We start from the raw sequence: 16,296 nt of genomic DNA on the forward strand, positions 1-16,296 counted from the left end.
AGCATTATCTATGAATCTTTATTTTTTTTCACGTAGAAGAGCATTGGGTCTTTCTTGTATCTTTGTTTTTTTATTATTGGCCTTTCCTGTTTTGTCTCAATCAGCCGGTCAGGTAGCGCGGGCGCAGAAAATTGCTAATCATTTTGCGGCGATAAAAACGATGACAGGCGATTTCGTGCAGTTTAGCCCACAGGGAAAAATGACTGAAGGAACATTTTATTTAGAGCGTCCCGGTAAGATTCGTTTTATTTACAAAGGAGTGCCTTTGCAGATTATTTCTGATGGAGAATTTGTGGGCGTTAACAATCGCGCTTTGAATACTTGGAGTTTTCATCAACTGTTTCAAACGCCGATGAAGCTTCTGTTGGGTGATGAAATTAATTTATCTTCAGGCAATTTATTGGCACTTCGTGATGATCCAGGGGCAACAACGCTTATTCTGCGTGATAAAAATATTGGTAATGGGCAAATAAAGATGATTTTCGACTCTAAAAGCTATGCTTTGAGGCAATGGACAATTGTTGATCAGCAAAATTTGGAAACGACTGTTCAAATCATGAATGTGCGTATGGGGGTTAAGTTTGTTGATGGAATGTTCACAATTCCCCGTAGAAATGTTGCATCGCGGAATCGGAATTGAGATTTATGTCTTTTTGTATTTCTACTTGGAATATTAACTCTATTCGTTTGCGTCTTTCTCAGGTTCTTCAGTATTTGGATATGTTTTCTGCAGATATTTTGTGTTTACAAGAGACAAAATGCCCAGATGATTTGTTCCCATGTGAAGCTTTTGAAGCGGCAGGTTATAGGCATATCGCTTTGAACGGTCAAAAATCTTATAATGGTGTTGCAATCATTTCGCGTTTGCCGTTTATAAGCGTTGAAAAACGTTTTTTTTGTCAAAAGAAAGATTGCCGTTATCTTTCTGTGGTTATTGAAACGCATGGCAAGAGAATACGGATTCATAATTTTTATATTCCAGCTGGTGGCGATGTGCCTGATGCTGATGTGAATGAAAAGTTTCGTCATAAGCTTGATTTTTTAGAAGAAATGTCTTCTATCCAAGCGGATCAGGGAGATGGTTTATCTTCTGTTTTGTTGGGTGATTTGAATATTGCTCCTTTGGTTGATGATGTTTGGTCTCATAAGCAATTATTAAAAGTTGTTAGCCACACACCAATCGAAACAGAGCGTTTACAGGCTTTATGTTATGAAGGTGGTTGGATTGATCTGATGCGAATGAAAATTCCAGCTCCCACTAAGCTTTATACTTGGTGGAGTTATCGTGCGCGCGATTGGATGCTTTCTGACCGTGGTCGGCGACTTGATCATATCTGGTCTTCTCCAGATTTAGCGCATTTTGTTGCTGATTTATCGATTTTTCGTACTGCACGAGGATGGATTCAGCCTTCAGATCATGTTCCTGTGAAAATTACATTTGATTTCTAAGGATGTGTTTGATTTTTTACACAAAATTTGAAATAAATATTTCTGATTTGAAATAAACTTTCCTGTCGGAAATTCTCGTTGGTTTATTTCAAGGCTTTGTTTCGTGGCTTTATTTCAGGGTAATGCGGGAGAATAGATGCAGATTACTACTCTAAAAAGAGTTGCTTCGAGGTATTTTTTTTGTTGTAGCTCTCTGTATCTTTTGGTGCTATCGGGCTGTCTTGTTGGTCCTGATTATCATAAGACATCTTTTGTCGTTCCAACGGATTGGGGGCAACATTCTGAGCAAGTATCTAAGGAACCAGTCGCGCTTCCAGGATGGTGGCGTCGTTTAAATGATCCTGTTTTAAATGAGCTGGTAAACTATGCGATTTCTGGAAATAATAGTGTTGCTGTCGCTAAAGCACGGGTTCGTGAGGCGCGCGCTGGTGTAGGGCAAGTCACAGGATCTCTTGCTCCGAGTCTTTCTGGATCAATTGCAGGAAGTCGCAGTTCGGAGATGTTTGTAAACCAATATCGTGGTGGTTTTGATGCTGTCTGGGAGATTGACCTTTTTGGGGGACGCCAACGTGCAATTGAAGCGGCGGGTTATGGTTATGATGGAACTGTGGAAGATTTGCGAGCCACAATGGTAATCCTACTAGGGGAGGTGGCAAAAAATTATGTTGAAGTGCGTGGTTGGCAACAAAAATTATTCATTGTGCGCAAAATTTCTTCCTCACATTATAAAACTTTTGCACTGATTCGTAAAAAATTAGCAGCTGGTGAGGTCTCGGAACTTGATGTTTCAAATGCACAAGCGCAAATGGTTAATACAGACGCCGATATTTTGCAAATGGAAGCTGCTTTATCGATGAGCATTCATCGTCTTTCCGTATTAACTGGTCGTGTGCCTACAGCTTTAGAGAATCTTTTGCAGCAGAGCGCTAAAGAAGCTAAAATTCCGCAACCGGAATGGCCGATTCCCGCAGGAATTCCAGCTGATATTTTATTAACACGTCCAGATTTACGGCGGGCAGAGCGTCAATATGCTCAAGCTACTGCGCGGATTGGTCAGCGTGAGGCGGATCATTATCCATCGTTTAGCTTAAGCGGTAATATTTCAACAGCGGCGACGGAAATTGGTCAGTTAGGGAAAAACTCAACGATTGGTTGGTCTTTTGGACCAAGCCTTCGGTTGCCTTTGTTTAATGGGGGGCAAGTGATGGCGTCTGTTGAGGTTGCACGTGCGCAACGCGATCAAGCTTTTATTACTTATCGCGCAGCCGTGTTGCAAGCTTTAGAAGAGGTGGAGAATGCACTTGTAGGATTGGCCAAGGAACATGAGCGTTTAAAAAAAATTACAGCTGCAAATGCTGCCTATTTGCGTTCATGGAAACTTTCACAGAGTCTTTTTGAAAGTGGAAATACAAGCTTCCTTGAATTATTAAATGCCAATCGTTCGTATTATTCTTCGCAAATGGCTCTTGCAGATAGTCATGTTGCTTTGGTTGCGCAATACATTGCACTGATGAAAGCGTTAGGTGGCGGGTGGGATGGTATGGTTGATGTGTCTCGCCCAGAGGTAGTTGACGGGGTTACGCATTCACATACGAAGGTAGATTAATGAAAAAAAGTTTCATCATAAAACGTAAAAAACTTTTCCTATTTTTTGCTGGAGCAACTTTTGTTACTTTTTTCTTGCTGCTTCGCTCTCTTTTTTCTGATCCATCTACGCCAGTTTACATGACTGCTGTGGTGAAGCGTGGAGATATTGAAGAAAGTGTTCTTGCTTCCGGTATTGTGCGTCCTTATCGGTTGGTTGCTGTTGGTGCGCGCGCAACAGGACGTGTTGTTGCGATGCATGTTGCGCCCGGAAGTGTTGTAAAAGAAGGGGATTTATTAGCAGAGATTGATCCCACAGATCAGGAAAATGATCTGAAAAGCAAAAAAGCAGCATTGGCTCATTATTCTGCGCGCCTGGTAGAACATGAAGCTTACCTTGCGCTTGCACAGAAAAATTTAAAGCGTTACAAAAACTTGAGTGAGGTACGTGCGATTTCACAGGCTAACTTGGAAGATGCTGTGACACAGGTGAAAATACGCGAAGCACAAATTGCTCAGCTTCGAGAACAGATTACGCAAGCACAAATTGATGTGGAGAGTGCAGAGGTTAATTTAAGCTATACGCGTGTGATGGCACCTTCATCAGGAACAGTTTTAGCAACTGTTGTTGAAGAAGGGCAAAACATTAATGCGGTTCAGTCGGCGCCAACAATTGTTATTTTAGGCGATTTATCCAAAATGACAGTTAAAGCACAGATTTCAGAAGCCGATGTTTTGAAAGTTCGTGCGGGGCAAACTCTTTATTTCACGGTTTTGGGCAATTCACAGCGTCGCTATGAGGGAACGCTAGAAAAGGTAGAGCCTGCACCGGAAGCAATACGGTCTGATGTCAGTATTAATCCTGGTATGGTGGGAGGTTCGAGCGCTTTAGCGTCATCGGCTGTTTATTATAATGGCATTGTGCATGTTGAAAATAAGGACAATTTTCTGCGTACTTATATGACTGCTCAAGTTCATATTATATTAGGCCGTTCTCGGAATGTTTTGTTGGTTCCGAGTAATGCTTTAAGGGATGAAACACAAGAACGTAAAGCATGGGTTCAGATTTTGGTTGGAAAAAATAAGGTTATTGAGAAACAGGTGACGGTGGGCCTGAATAATAAAGTAATGGCTGAGATTGTTTCGGGACTTAATGAGGGCGATGTGGTTATTACGGGCTCGCGTGATGGGACGGTGATTGCGTCTTCTGAAGTGCAGAGTGAAGATGAGATTTGAAGTTATGAAAACAGAGCAAAAAGATGCTGTCCTTGTTTTAGAAGATGTCGTGCGTGAGTTTTATTCTGGTGAAACACTTGTCCCCATCTTAAAAAACATCAATTTAACCATTATGCGTGGTGAAATGGTGGCAATTGTGGGGCCTTCAGGTTCAGGAAAATCCACGTTGATGAATATCTTAGGCTGCCTTGATCGACCGAGTTCAGGGAATTATTTTATTTCAGGAAAAAAAACATCCTTGCTTTCAGCTGATGAGTTGTCGGCTTTGCGACGCAATCATTTTGGGTTTATTTTTCAGCGTTATCATTTGTTAGGTGAATTAACAGCTCTTGGTAATGTTGAAATTCCAGCTATTTATGCAGGGTATGCATCGAAAACAAGAAAGAAACGTGCACAAAGCCTGTTAACGCGTTTGGGTATGTGTGATCGGATCAGCCATTATCCAAATCAGCTTTCAGGTGGTCAGCAACAACGCGTATCGATTGCACGTGCGCTCATGAATAATGCTGAGGTCATTCTTGCTGATGAACCAACCGGTGCGTTAGACAAACAAAGTGGTCACGAAGTGTTACGTATTTTAGACGAACTTCATCAAGAAGGACGGACCATTATCATTGTAACGCACGATATGAAGGTGGCGGAAAGAGCAGAGCGTATTATTGAGATCAGTGACGGGAAAGTTGTTGCCGACACTTTATCAAAGAATAAAAAGGAAAAGGCTGTTAATACGCCGCTTCATGAGAAAGAAGATCTAAAAAGCGCAAAGCGGTTCGGATGTTTACGTTCTTTAGCGGATCGTTTTCGTGAGGCATTTATCATGGCTTTGTTGGCAATGAATGCGCACAGAATGCGAACGTTTTTAACAATGCTTGGGGTGATTATTGGTATTGGAGCAATTATTGCAATGGTGGCTTTGGGTAATGGAACCCAGGAAAAGATTTTAGAAAATTTTAAAGGTTTGGGTTCCAATACATTGACAATTTTTCCAGGTAAAAGTTTCTCTGATCCGCAGGCAGACAAGATAACCAGCTTGGTTGAAGCAGATGCAGAAGCTTTATCTGAATTGCCTTACGTCTCTGGTGTAACACCTCAGATTTCAGCAAGCTCAACGGTACATTATGGTGGTGTTGAAGCCAATGCTGTGATTGCAGGTGTGGGAGAACAATTCTTTCAGACACAGGGGCTTGAAGCTGTCGAAGGGCGGTTATTTGATCAACAAAGCGTGCATAATCGAGCAGTTGATTTGGTGATTGAAAAAGATGCAATTCCTGTTCTTTTCCCTCACAACCGCGAAAGTCCTATCGGGAAAGTGGTGCATGTGGGGCAAGTGCCAGCACGTATTATTGGTGTTGTAGCTCCGCAAAGTTCTGGGGGGATGTCAAATACGTTACAGATTTATTTACCTTACACAACAGTACAAACCCGTTTCCTTGGTACAACAACTGTTCGTGCAATTACGCTTAAGGTTGCAGACGGTATCGATTCGAAATTAGCGGAGTCTTCGATACGGAAATTTTTGACAATGAGGCATGGCGAAGAAGATTTTTTCATTAGAAATTCGGAAATCTTCCTTAAACGTATCATGGATAGTACGCGTATTTTAACGCTTTTGGTATCTTCAATTGCGGCAATTTCGCTGATTGTGGGTGGTATTGGGGTTATGAATATCATGTTGGTTACTGTTTCTGAACGGATTAATGAAATCGGAGTGCGTATGGCAGTTGGTGCGCGCCAGAGTGATATTTTGCAGCAATTTTTAATCGAAGCAATTTTGGTTTGTGTTATTGGTGGTGGTTTGGGAATCTTGCTTGCTTTTTTTATCGGAAGTCTGTTTGTGCTGTTTGATGCGCCTATCCATTTTGTTTATACGATCAGTTCAATCATGATGGCCTTTGCCTTTTCAACATTTATTGGAGTGTGTTTTGGCTTTTCTCCAGCACGCAAGGCATCAAAGCTTGATCCTGTTGTTGCTCTCGCACGTGATTAAAGGCTGTTTATTTAGAGTGTTATAGCTGCTGTTATATGCTTTTAATAGCAGCTATAGATTGTTAATAAGATGTATTGATATAATGCAAAATAATTATATTTGTGCATCATCACAAGACAATCTATAACAATCGATGCTTTGATGATTGAATATCGTTATGTCGATTTTTCTCCATTTGCAAGCTACTATTATTTCTTTTCTTGAGGAAGTCATCACAAGGAAACATTTTCTAGCGCAACTATAAAGGCAGAAAATGAGTGGAAGGTTAGTATACAAAAATTAGTATGCGATTCTCATACGGAGCCAGATCGTTTTAATATATTCGGATACAAGAATGCGTATTTGATTGATTTGTTGTATCATACTTTCTGAGGTATTCTTTTTAACAGGATAGGCAATAAAATTGATATTCGGCATTAAATGTTTGAGTTCAATCAAAGATCGCTGCATATGATAATCATGCGTAACGATGTAAATTGTCTTATAGTTATTTTTTTTGATCCAATTTGCACTTTCTTTAGCGTTTCCTTCAGTGTTTATGGCTTGATATCCAATGTCAACGCAACAGGTAAAGAGCTGCGGATTAATATGTGTGATGCGCATGAATCTCTTTGGATTAGTGTTTGTGTTGACTCCACTAATCAAAAGCCGCGAACCAAGTCCTTGTTGTAGAAGGTTTAGCCCTGTTTCTATTCTATTTTCTCCTCCTGTAAAAACGATAATTGCATCAGCTTGTGGTAAAGGATTTGGTGGTTGAAGCTGCCAAATTTTTTCAGAGAAAATAATAAAATGTGTGCAAAAAGACAGGACTAGAATCACAGGAAAAAGAAAGCATATCAATGGTAAATAATGAAAAAGGCATTTGTGTCGCTCCGGAATGCGTGTTGTCCGCTTTGGAAGGGTATGCCTCATACTATTGTGCGTATGTGATCGGCCTTTGCTGCACGGGCGGTGTTTTTTGGGTGAGAAATCAGGTAAATTGTGAATCATAAGATTAAAATAAGCCGTTTTCACGTTGGTCGATTTTTTTAAGCTGTGCGAGAATAGTGATCCGACTGGTAAGCGCGGTGATGAAAGAAACAAAGAGAATAAGACAAACCATTTTTCCATAAGTGTTAAAACTTATCAAAAAATGTCCAAATAATGCGGTAATTTGGCTAGTTTCGGCTTTACCTAAATTATGATTTGTCCAGAAAGCAAAAGCACTGAAAAAGAAAGCACTTGTAACACCACCATACAAAGCGCCACGCAGAGCAGTTTTAAAAAAATGCCAGTCAAATTGTCGAGCAATGAAATTGATTTCAGTGCCGAGGAAGTAGAGTACATTGATAATATGCGCGTTTTCTGCCAAAGCATTGCGTGTTGCAAAGATAATCGTGAGCATAAGCGAGCCTAGAACGAGTGCCAAAATTGAAAAACCAATGATAACTGTTGTGTGTGCCATTGTTACAAAACGGTTGACCCAAAAGCGATGATCGTCAAACTTCCCTCCTGGGATTTGTTTTTCGATTGCCTGACTGATTGCACGCAGGTCGGTTATTTTGTTCCTTTTCAAAGTGACAATGATGAGTCGGGGAATTGGTAATGCACTAAAGGTTAAACCTGTTCCAAGCCATGGTTCCAGCAATTTTTCGGTGGCTTTTTGGTCAACAATTTTGGCATCTTGTACGCTGGGAAATGTTTTGACTAATTGAACCGCATCGCGTAGAGTTTTTTCGATGTCGACATTTTCAACGGGGCGTATTTGAATTGTTGCTTCGCGGTTAATTTGAGTGCTCCAATTATTCGCAGTATGTTGCACTAAATCAACACCGATGAGTGCTAGGCTTGAGAGAAATGTCATGATAGCAATGACTGCAACGAGTGCTTGTCCAGAAATATTGTTGCTTGGAATAATAGCTGTTCTGGCTGCTTTATCGCGTATAAATATTGGTTTTCTAATACGAACAATGGAAAAGAATTTATTCATAAATCGTCATCCGCCCATTTTGAAGAGTCATACGCCGTGCTGCAACTTGCTCCATGAGTGCTAAATCATGAGTGGCAATGATAACAGCTGTTCCAAAACGATTTAATTCAATAAACAAGCGTAATAGACGTTTTGCTAAAGGTGGATCGACATTCCCTGTGGGCTCATCAGCCAGAAGGATTTCAGGTTGATCAATGAGTGCACGTGCAATCGCCACTCTTTGTTTCTCTCCGCCTGAAAGAACAGGTGGCAAAACATGAATATGATTTCCAAGCCCAACCCACTGCAAAAGATCTTCTACTTCACTGCGATAAACAGCTTCTTCTTGTCCCTTAATGCGTAAAGGTAGTGATACGTTTTCATAGGTGGTCATATGGTCAAGTAAACGAAAATCTTGCAAAACTACCCCTATACGCTGTCGTAAAGCAGGAAGCTCTTGTCGTTTCAGCAATGCTGTATCGGTTCCAAACAAATCGATATGGCCACGTGTTGGTTGTATTGCAAGAAACATGAGACGCATCAACGATGTCTTCCCTGCACCAGAAGCACCTGTTAGAAATTGGAATGATCCACGAGGAATATGAAAGCTAATATCACGTAGAATTTCTGGTCCCATTCCATAACGTAGACCGACATTTTCAAAGCGAATCACTCTTTGTTCCCACTTCTGTTTTTATCTTGAAACATTACGAAATACCCCTCTTTTTACTCTTTTATTTATTTTTGTGCTTTTACAGGCCAATAATACGATTATGTCTGTATTTATATTTCCTTTTTTATTTCATTGCTTGCTTCAGTGTTCAACTTCTGTATTTTGGCGGTTGGCAATGAGGTCGTCAACGACTTGTGGTTCGGCAAGTGTTGAAATATCTCCTAGATTATCAAAACTATTTTCAGCGATTTTTCGCAAAATGCGTCTCATAATTTTTCCCGATCGCGTTTTGGGGAGGTTAGGGGAAAATTGAATCTTATCTAACGTGGCAATAGGTCCAATTTCTTTTCTAACGTGTTGAATAAGGTTTTGGTGCAACTCTTCACAGGGTGTTATTCCTTTCATTAAGGTTACAAAGCTGTAGATTCCTTGCCCTTTAATCGGATGGGGATATCCTACAACGGCTGCTTCTGAGACAGCGGCGTGTGAAACGAGTGCTGATTCAATTTCCGCGGTTCCCAGTCTGTGACCAGAGACATTGAGGATGTCATCGACCCGTCCTGTAATCCAATAATAACCGTCGCTATCGCGTTTACAACCATCACCTGTAAAATATTTTCCTTTATAGGGAGAAAAATACGTTTGAATAAAGTGCTCATGGTTATTGTAGAGAGTGCGCATTTGACCTGGCCATGAATCGATAATACAGAGATTGCCTTCTGCTTCGCCTTCCAGCACATTTCCTTGAGCATCAACGATTTGAGGCTGAATGCCAAAGAAAGGGCGTGTAGCTGAGCCAGCTTTGAGTTTTGTCGCGCCAGGTAAAGGGGTAATCATATGGCCCCCTGTTTCTGTTTGCCACCAGGTGTCGAGAATAGGGCATCGGTTGTCTCCAACCGTATGATAAAACCATTTCCATGCTTCTGGATTAATAGGTTCACCTACGGTGCCTAAGAGACGTAAAGATGTTCTTTCAGAGCGTTTGACGAATGAATCTCCTGCACCCATTAAAGTGCGGATAGCGGTTGGTGCCGTATAGAGTATGTTGACTTTATGCTTATCGACAATTTCCCAGAACCTGCCTTGATCGGGGAAAGTTGGTGAACCTTCAAACATTAAAGTGGTAGCGCCGTTGCATAAAGGCCCATAGATCAGATAAGAGTGGCCGGTGATCCAGCCAATATCAGCGGTACACCAGTAAATTTCATGAGGATGATAATCAAAAACATATTGATGTGTCATCGCTGCATAAATGAGATAGCCAGCGGTGGTATGCAAAACGCCTTTTGGTTTTCCTGTCGATCCTGAGGTATAAAGGATAAAAAGCGGATCTTCAGCATTCATGTGTTCTGGTGGGCAGTGAGCTTCTGCATGGCGGACTTCTTCATGATACCAGAAATCACGTCCTGTAAGCCAGTTGATTGGACCATTTGTGCGCCGTATGATCATGACGTGCTTTACATGGACATGTTGGCGTGCCGCAATATCGATCGCTTGATCCACATTGTTTTTTAAGTTAATTGCTTTTCCTCCACGTAAGCCTTGATCGGCTGTAATGATGAATGTTGATTCGCAATCAATGATACGTCCTGCGATTGCTTCAGGGGAAAAGCCAGCAAAAATGACGGAGTGAATAGCGCCAATGCGTGCACATGCAAGCATTGCGTAAGCCGCTTCAGGGATCATTGGCAAATAGATTGTAACCCTGTCACCTTTTTTAACGCCATTGTTTTTTAAGATATTAGCAAAACGACAGACATGTTCATAAAGCATGTTATAGGTTATTGTTTTATCATAGTAAGGATTATCGCCTTCCCAAATCAATGCGATGTGGTCACCCTGGTTTGTTAAATGGCGATCAATGCAATTATAAGCAACGTTTGTTACTCCGTCTTCGTACCATCGAATGGATACATCGCCGTTAAATGAAGTGTTCTTTACTGTGGTGTAATGTTTAAACCATTCAATGCGTTGGCCATGTTGTGCCCAGAAGGCTTCTGGATCATGGATACTGTCTTGGTACCATTGTTGATAGGTATCATGATCGATCAAAGCATTTTTTCTTATATGATCGAGTATAGGATAGATTTTTTCAGACATAATTCCTTCTCCCATTTTATTGTGTCGAAAAAAGCGGCTATCAGGTTATATTATTTGGGCTGGTATACTCTCCTTTAAATGTTCCCTTTAGAATAAAAGCTTACTTTATAGATTAGACTAAGTCATATAGATTTGAATAGTTATTTTTTGAAAGCCTGATGCGATTGTCGTTCAAGCAGTTATTGCATGGGTGTTTTGCAGAAAAAAGCAATCTCTGATTTGTATGGCAAAAAGCTCCTGAGCAGTACGAAAATGATTAGATAGGACGTTTTCCAAACAAAGCTGAGCCAATGCGCAGGGTGTTTGCACCGAATTGAAGAGCGGTTTTAAAGTCATTGGACATTCCCATAGACAGTTTTGCAAGATTCGCTTCTTTGGCCAATTTTGCTAAAAGTGCAAAATAGGGGCCGGGATTTTCTTGTACTGGGGGAATCGCCATGAGGCCGATAATATCAAGCCCATAGTGATTTTGACACTGGGTTACAAAAGTTGTGACTTCTTGCGGTGCAATGCCACTTTTTTGTGGCTCTAATCCAATATTGACCTGAACGTAGCAGGGAAGATATTTTTGTTGTTTTTGCATTTCTTCAGCTAAGTGTTGAGCTATTTTTTCTCGGTCGATGGTTTGAATGACATCAAAGATTTTGACTGCTTCTGCTGTTTTATTGGATTGCAAGGGACCGATGAGATGAAGTTCAATGTTCTTAAACTGTTTGCGTAAGAGAGGCCATTTTTCGGCGGCCTCTTGCACACGGTTTTCAGCAAAGATAGAGTGTCCGGCTTGTAAAAGAGGAACAATATTGTCGATAGCAACAGTTTTTGAAACCGCAACCAATTGAACACTTTCTAAGGAACGGTGATACTCTTTACATGTATCAGCAATGTCTTGCTTCAGGTTTTCCCATGCTTCAATAAAGGTGCTATTGTTTTTGCTCATGCATGTGTGCTTTCTGTTTTTTGTTTCATCATTGGATTATTGTTTATAAAAGATTTTAAAACATTTGTCGAAAAGGTTGACGAAGGCTTCAATCCATGGTGAATCATCGAGAATGCTTTTAGGTTTAATTTTATTAAAGAGTATATAGGGAATGACAGTCGAACGCTATAATCCACGTGCACAGGAACAAAAATGGCAAGCGATTTGGGATGAAAAGAAACTCTTTCAGACCACCGATGATGGAAAACGTGAAAAATATTATGTTTTAGAGATGTTTCCTTATCCTTCGGGTCGTATTCACATGGGACATGTGCGTAATTATGCCATGGGGGATGTTGTGGCACGTTATAAGCGTGCGAAAGGGTTTAATGTTTTACACCCAATGGGGTGGGATGCGTTTGGAATGCCGGCTGAAAATGCTGCTATGCAAAATAAAGTGCATCCAAAGATTTGGACCTATCAAAATATTGCAGTTATGCGCACGCAATTAAAACAGTTAGGGCTTTCTTTGGATTGGTCGCGTGAATTTGCAACCTGCGATGTGAATTATTATCACCGCCAACAAATGTTGTTTCTTGATTTGTATCAGAAGGGGCTTATTGCACGGAAAGTGGCCAAGGTGAATTGGGATCCTGTTGACCAAACCGTTTTAGCTAATGAGCAGGTTGTTGATGGTCGTGGGTGGCGATCTGGTGCGTTGGTTGAACAGCGCGAGTTGACGCAGTGGTTTTTCAAAATCAGTGATTTTAGTGAAGATTTATTGGTAGGGCTTGAAGAGCTTAATCAATGGCCGGAAAAAGTCCGCATCATGCAGAAAAATTGGATTGGTAAGTCACAAGGTTTGCTCATCCGTTGGGTTTTGAACAATGCAAGCACTGATGATAATGCGACAAGTGCTGTTAATAACTCCGATGAGTCTTTTAATGAAGTTGTCTGCTATTCAACCCGCCCTGATACTTTATTTGGAGCGTCTTTTTTAGCGCTTTCTGTGGATCATCCTATCGCTCAAGCATTGGCACAAAAGAATAAAGCGCTTGATGCTTTTATCGCAAGTTGTCGGTGCGGTGGAACCACAACTATGGCATTGGAAACAGCTGAAAAACAAGGATTTTGTACGACATTGATGGCGGTTCATCCATTTGACTCGGCATTGCGTATTCCCGTTTATATTGCCAATTTTGTGTTAATGGACTATGGAACAGGGGCTATTTTTGGTTGTCCTGCCCATGATCAACGGGATTTGGATTTTGCGCGTAAATATAATCTTCCTGTACGGCCCGTGGTTTTGCCACAGGATGTTGAAGCGCGGGATTTTGTGATTTCTGAAACGGCTTATACCGGTGATGGGGTGATGATTAATTCAGACTTTTTGAATGGTTTGACACCGCAGGAAGCTTTTGAAGCAGTTACCAAACGTCTTGAAGAACAAGATTTGAATGGTCAACCTCAGGGGCAAAAAACAGTGCAATTTCGGTTGCGTGATTGGGGAATTTCACGTCAACGTTATTGGGGCTGCCCAATTCCTATGATCCATTGTGCCACTTGCGGTGTGGTGCCTGTTCCACGTGTTGATTTGCCGGTCGTATTGCCTGAGGATGTGACGTTTGATCGGCCTGGAAATCCTCTTGCACGTCATGAAACATGGAAAACGGTTGCTTGCCCTTCTTGTGGTCAGCTGGCTCAACGTGAAACCGATACAATGGATACTTTTGTTGATTCTTCTTGGTATTATGCACGTTTTACCGCGCCTTGGGCGCAAGAGCCGGTAGATCAGCAAGCAATAGCCCAATGGTTACCTGCCCAACAATATATCGGTGGGATTGAGCATGCGATTCTCCATCTTTTATACGCACGTTTTTTTATGCGTGCTATGAAGTTAGCTGGTTATGTCACTGTAGATGAACCTTTTAAAGGGCTTTTTACGCAAGGTATGGTGGTACATGAAACCTATCGGGATGATCAAGGGTGGGTATCACCGGCAGAAGTTTCAATTGTTGAAAAAGATGGAAAACGTCAGGCATATAAATTGACTGATCAGAGCGAGGTGACGATCGGTTCGATTGAAAAAATGTCGAAATCAAAAAAGAATGTGATTGATCCTGATGATATTATTGCTTCTTATGGAGCAGATACCGTGCGTTGGTTTGTCTTATCGGATTCTCCGCCTGAGCGTGATGTCATTTGGACGGAATCGGGTATTGAAGGAGCACATCGCTTTGTACAGCGCGTTTGGCGCCTTGTGGCTTTGAGCGTTCCAGTTTTAAAGGAAGTTGTGCCGTGCGCGGGGCAGCAGGGTGCTGCTTTACAACTTTCAAAAACAGTGCATCGCACACTTTGCGCTGTGGAAGATGATTTAGAAAAGCTGGCGTTTAACCGGGCAGTTGCTCGCCTTTATGAATTATTAAATACGATGGCGCCATTGGTGAATACGGTGGCACGTGCTGATGAGGATATGAAGTCTGCTTTGCGTCAAGCATTGGACTTTTTCTTCGCAATGATTGCACCGATGATGCCTCATTTGGCGGAAGAATGTCATGCCGCTTTAGGGGGAAAAACGCTGATTTCCGAATGTGCTTGGCCTGTTTATGATCCTGCATTAACCATTGCAGAATGCATCACTTTACCGGTACAGATTAATGGCAAAAAGCGGGGTGATGTGACGGTTGCTGCGATGGCAGATAAAGCAGCAATTGAAGAAGCAGTTTTAGCTCTTGGTTTTGTGCAAGCACAACTGGAAGGAAAGCCGATTAAAAAAGTTATTATTGTTCCGCAAAGGATCGTGAATATCGTTGTCTAAGAGTTTTTGAGTACAGTTTTTGCGTGTATTATCGCACCTTTTATGGTTACACAATTGAGCCACTGTATTGACAGGAGCCGTCGCTTTCAACAGAGGTGGCTTCTATGTCTTAAAGAAACTATTCAAAGGGAGCGTATACAGGTCTTTTTTCTAAGTTTGCAACGATTGTAATTATTGAAGAAACCTTAAGTCGTTTCGGCTAAAGGGTACACAATTATTTGTTATTTCTTCTATACAGAAATGGAAGTACATCTTCTGTTCCGGTTTATCAATTATCCTTGTAGGCATCTGTTTTTACGCATGCGGCTGTACAGATAGAGATGAAGCAGGATATGGATAGAGAAAGGCGCCCTTCTATGGGGTTGGTGGTGAGTTAGGTAGCCTAACTCTAAAAATATGATCATGTTCTTATTGCGAAAGGAAAAGGAGCTGTGAGTACGTCTTTTGAGCGGCTCCGTCAGGAATATGCAACGGTGCAGGTTAAAAAAGATGCACAAAAGCGAGCGGCTAGAAGAATTGGCTGAACAGATTTTTATGCTGCTTTTAAAAGATATTTCAAAACTATAAGCTATTAGTTGCAACTATAAGTTTATTGGTTGAGCAATCTTTTGACCTACTTTGTCCTAATCCTCTCAGAACATGTGTAAACCTTGATTGGTTAGAGGAGATGATCAGAGCTTTTAAGATTGCAGGTGGAGCCCGAGAGCGAAATCAACACATAAAATCAATAATTTATATACAAGTTATAGGAAATACGAATCAATTGATCTGATTGACTTATTTTGATCTTATTTGCTTATTTTAGGACGATTCTGCACCTTATTTATGATTGTCTACTATAAATATTTTGTATTCCATGTAACGCATAGAACGCAAATGCGTTCTTTTTTTCAAAAGATGAAAAGAAATAATACGTGCTCAAAGTTAATTCTCAACACATAATCATATCGCCTATAAAGGCGGTGCAACATGAATCATTGTATCTATAGTTTCAAATTGCTAGTAATTTCTACTATAAGTCTTTTTTCTTTTTTTGTATTTAGAGCTTTTCGTATTACCGTTTCTGTATTTACGATATTCGCCTGTTTTTCGATTGTAACTCCATGAGTTACCACGGCTATCACGACCATATAAACCTCGAGAATGACTTCCATAACTCCAAGTTGAACCGGTACGCGAGTTATAACCCGTACCATTAGAATAACAGTTTCCATAATGATTACATTTAGCAAAAGCCTCGCCAACTAAGAAAAACAGGGCGATTGTGATGATAATGGCTCTAATCATTGTTTCTTCTTTTTTATACGCAATCTGTCGATTTCGATTGATGTAATATTTAACAACATTTCGAACGAGGTAAGTTATTAACTATTTCTATTTTCCGCTTAATTACGGTAATATATCAAATTGTGTTATTATTTGAGAATGGAAATAGTATATTAGCCACATTATATTATTCATTGTAATGGATTCAAGAGAAACATTCACGACAATGAAAAAATAATCAGTGTGCAAATATGTGTTCAAGAGAATGCGCAATCATCGATTCTTCCAATAAAGAAAAACAAATGTTTCTCCGGTTCTT

At 40.8% G+C, this 16,296-nt stretch carries 11 protein-coding genes; 6 read left to right on the top strand and 5 right to left on the bottom strand.

Going from position 1 to position 16,296, the window contains the following annotated elements; genetic code table 11:
- Window positions 1-10: 10 nt before the first annotated feature.
- The 5 genes from NPX98_RS01740 (at window position 11) to NPX98_RS01760 (ending at window position 6,256) form a co-directional block, all read left to right on the top strand.
- Window positions 11-640 (top strand): LolA family protein, encoded by a 630-nt coding sequence (locus tag NPX98_RS01740; protein ID WP_269022257.1) that lies wholly within the window; start codon window positions 11-13, stop codon window positions 638-640.
- A 5-nt stretch (window positions 641-645) separates the two neighbouring features.
- A complete protein-coding gene (locus tag NPX98_RS01745) occupies window positions 646-1,449 on the top strand; it encodes an exodeoxyribonuclease III (RefSeq protein ID WP_269022258.1) in 804 nt (267 codons plus the stop codon).
- Between the two features lie 136 nt (window positions 1,450-1,585).
- The gene (locus tag NPX98_RS01750) at window positions 1,586-3,055 is read left to right on the top strand and encodes an efflux transporter outer membrane subunit (RefSeq protein ID WP_269022259.1); all 1,470 of its coding nucleotides are present in this window, start codon (window positions 1,586-1,588) and stop codon (window positions 3,053-3,055) included.
- Window positions 3,055-4,269: an efflux RND transporter periplasmic adaptor subunit gene (locus NPX98_RS01755; RefSeq protein ID WP_269022261.1), complete on the top strand. Its 1,215-nt coding sequence runs from the start codon at window positions 3,055-3,057 to the stop codon at window positions 4,267-4,269. The genes NPX98_RS01750 and NPX98_RS01755 overlap by 1 nt, the downstream gene beginning before the upstream one ends.
- 4 nt (window positions 4,270-4,273) lie before the next feature.
- A complete protein-coding gene (locus NPX98_RS01760; RefSeq protein WP_269022262.1) occupies window positions 4,274-6,256 on the top strand; it encodes a MacB family efflux pump subunit in 1,983 nt (660 codons plus the stop codon).
- A 279-nt stretch (window positions 6,257-6,535) separates the two neighbouring features.
- Here NPX98_RS01760 and NPX98_RS01765 read toward each other — a convergent pair whose 3' ends face one another.
- The 5 genes from NPX98_RS01765 to NPX98_RS01785 form a co-directional block, all read right to left on the bottom strand.
- Window positions 6,536-7,246, bottom strand: coding sequence for a YdcF family protein (locus NPX98_RS01765; RefSeq protein WP_442864442.1), 711 nt, complete (start codon window positions 7,244-7,246; stop codon window positions 6,536-6,538).
- A gap of 4 nt (window positions 7,247-7,250) precedes the next feature.
- A complete protein-coding gene (locus tag NPX98_RS01770; RefSeq protein WP_269022264.1) occupies window positions 7,251-8,225 on the bottom strand; it encodes a cell division protein FtsX in 975 nt (324 codons plus the stop codon).
- Window positions 8,218-8,877 carry a cell division ATP-binding protein FtsE gene (gene ftsE, locus NPX98_RS01775; RefSeq protein WP_269022265.1) on the bottom strand — a complete coding sequence of 220 codons (660 nt, stop codon included), beginning with the start codon at window positions 8,875-8,877 and terminating at the stop codon, window positions 8,218-8,220. The genes NPX98_RS01770 and ftsE overlap by 8 nt, the downstream gene beginning before the upstream one ends.
- 141 nt (window positions 8,878-9,018) lie before the next feature.
- Window positions 9,019-10,977: an acetate--CoA ligase gene (gene acs, locus NPX98_RS01780; RefSeq protein WP_269022266.1), complete on the bottom strand. Its 1,959-nt coding sequence runs from the start codon at window positions 10,975-10,977 to the stop codon at window positions 9,019-9,021.
- Between the two features lie 256 nt (window positions 10,978-11,233).
- Window positions 11,234-11,914, bottom strand: a complete 681-nt coding sequence (locus NPX98_RS01785; protein ID WP_269022267.1) for a YggS family pyridoxal phosphate-dependent enzyme — start codon at window positions 11,912-11,914, stop codon at window positions 11,234-11,236.
- Window positions 11,915-12,065: 151 nt separating this feature from the next.
- Between NPX98_RS01785 and leuS the strand changes: the two genes are divergently transcribed.
- Window positions 12,066-14,711, top strand: coding sequence for a leucine--tRNA ligase (gene leuS / locus NPX98_RS01790; protein ID WP_269022268.1), 2,646 nt, complete (start codon window positions 12,066-12,068; stop codon window positions 14,709-14,711).
- Window positions 14,712-16,296: the final 1,585 nt, after the last annotated feature.

Origin of the sequence: Bartonella sp. A05, assembly GCF_026930145.1 — a bacterium.
GTDB lineage: Bacteria > Pseudomonadota > Alphaproteobacteria > Rhizobiales > Rhizobiaceae > Bartonella.

What these genes read in the sequence shown, in the direction of transcription:
- NPX98_RS01740 (WP_269022257.1), top strand. Translation starts at nt 11, where the DNA reads ATGAATCTTTATTTTTTTTCACGTAGAAGAGCATTGGGTCTTTCTTGT.
- NPX98_RS01745 (WP_269022258.1), top strand. Translation starts at nt 646, where the DNA reads ATGTCTTTTTGTATTTCTACTTGGAATATTAACTCTATTCGTTTGCGT.
- NPX98_RS01750 (WP_269022259.1), top strand. Translation starts at nt 1,586, where the DNA reads ATGCAGATTACTACTCTAAAAAGAGTTGCTTCGAGGTATTTTTTTTGT.
- NPX98_RS01755 (WP_269022261.1), top strand. Translation starts at nt 3,055, where the DNA reads ATGAAAAAAAGTTTCATCATAAAACGTAAAAAACTTTTCCTATTTTTT.
- NPX98_RS01760 (WP_269022262.1), top strand. Translation starts at nt 4,274, where the DNA reads ATGAAAACAGAGCAAAAAGATGCTGTCCTTGTTTTAGAAGATGTCGTG.
- NPX98_RS01765 (WP_442864442.1), bottom strand. Translation starts at nt 7,246, where the DNA reads ATGATTCACAATTTACCTGATTTCTCACCCAAAAAACACCGCCCGTGC.
- NPX98_RS01770 (WP_269022264.1), bottom strand. Translation starts at nt 8,225, where the DNA reads ATGAATAAATTCTTTTCCATTGTTCGTATTAGAAAACCAATATTTATA.
- acs (WP_269022266.1), bottom strand. Translation starts at nt 10,977, where the DNA reads ATGTCTGAAAAAATCTATCCTATACTCGATCATATAAGAAAAAATGCT.
- NPX98_RS01785 (WP_269022267.1), bottom strand. Translation starts at nt 11,914, where the DNA reads ATGAGCAAAAACAATAGCACCTTTATTGAAGCATGGGAAAACCTGAAG.
- leuS (WP_269022268.1), top strand. Translation starts at nt 12,066, where the DNA reads ATGACAGTCGAACGCTATAATCCACGTGCACAGGAACAAAAATGGCAA.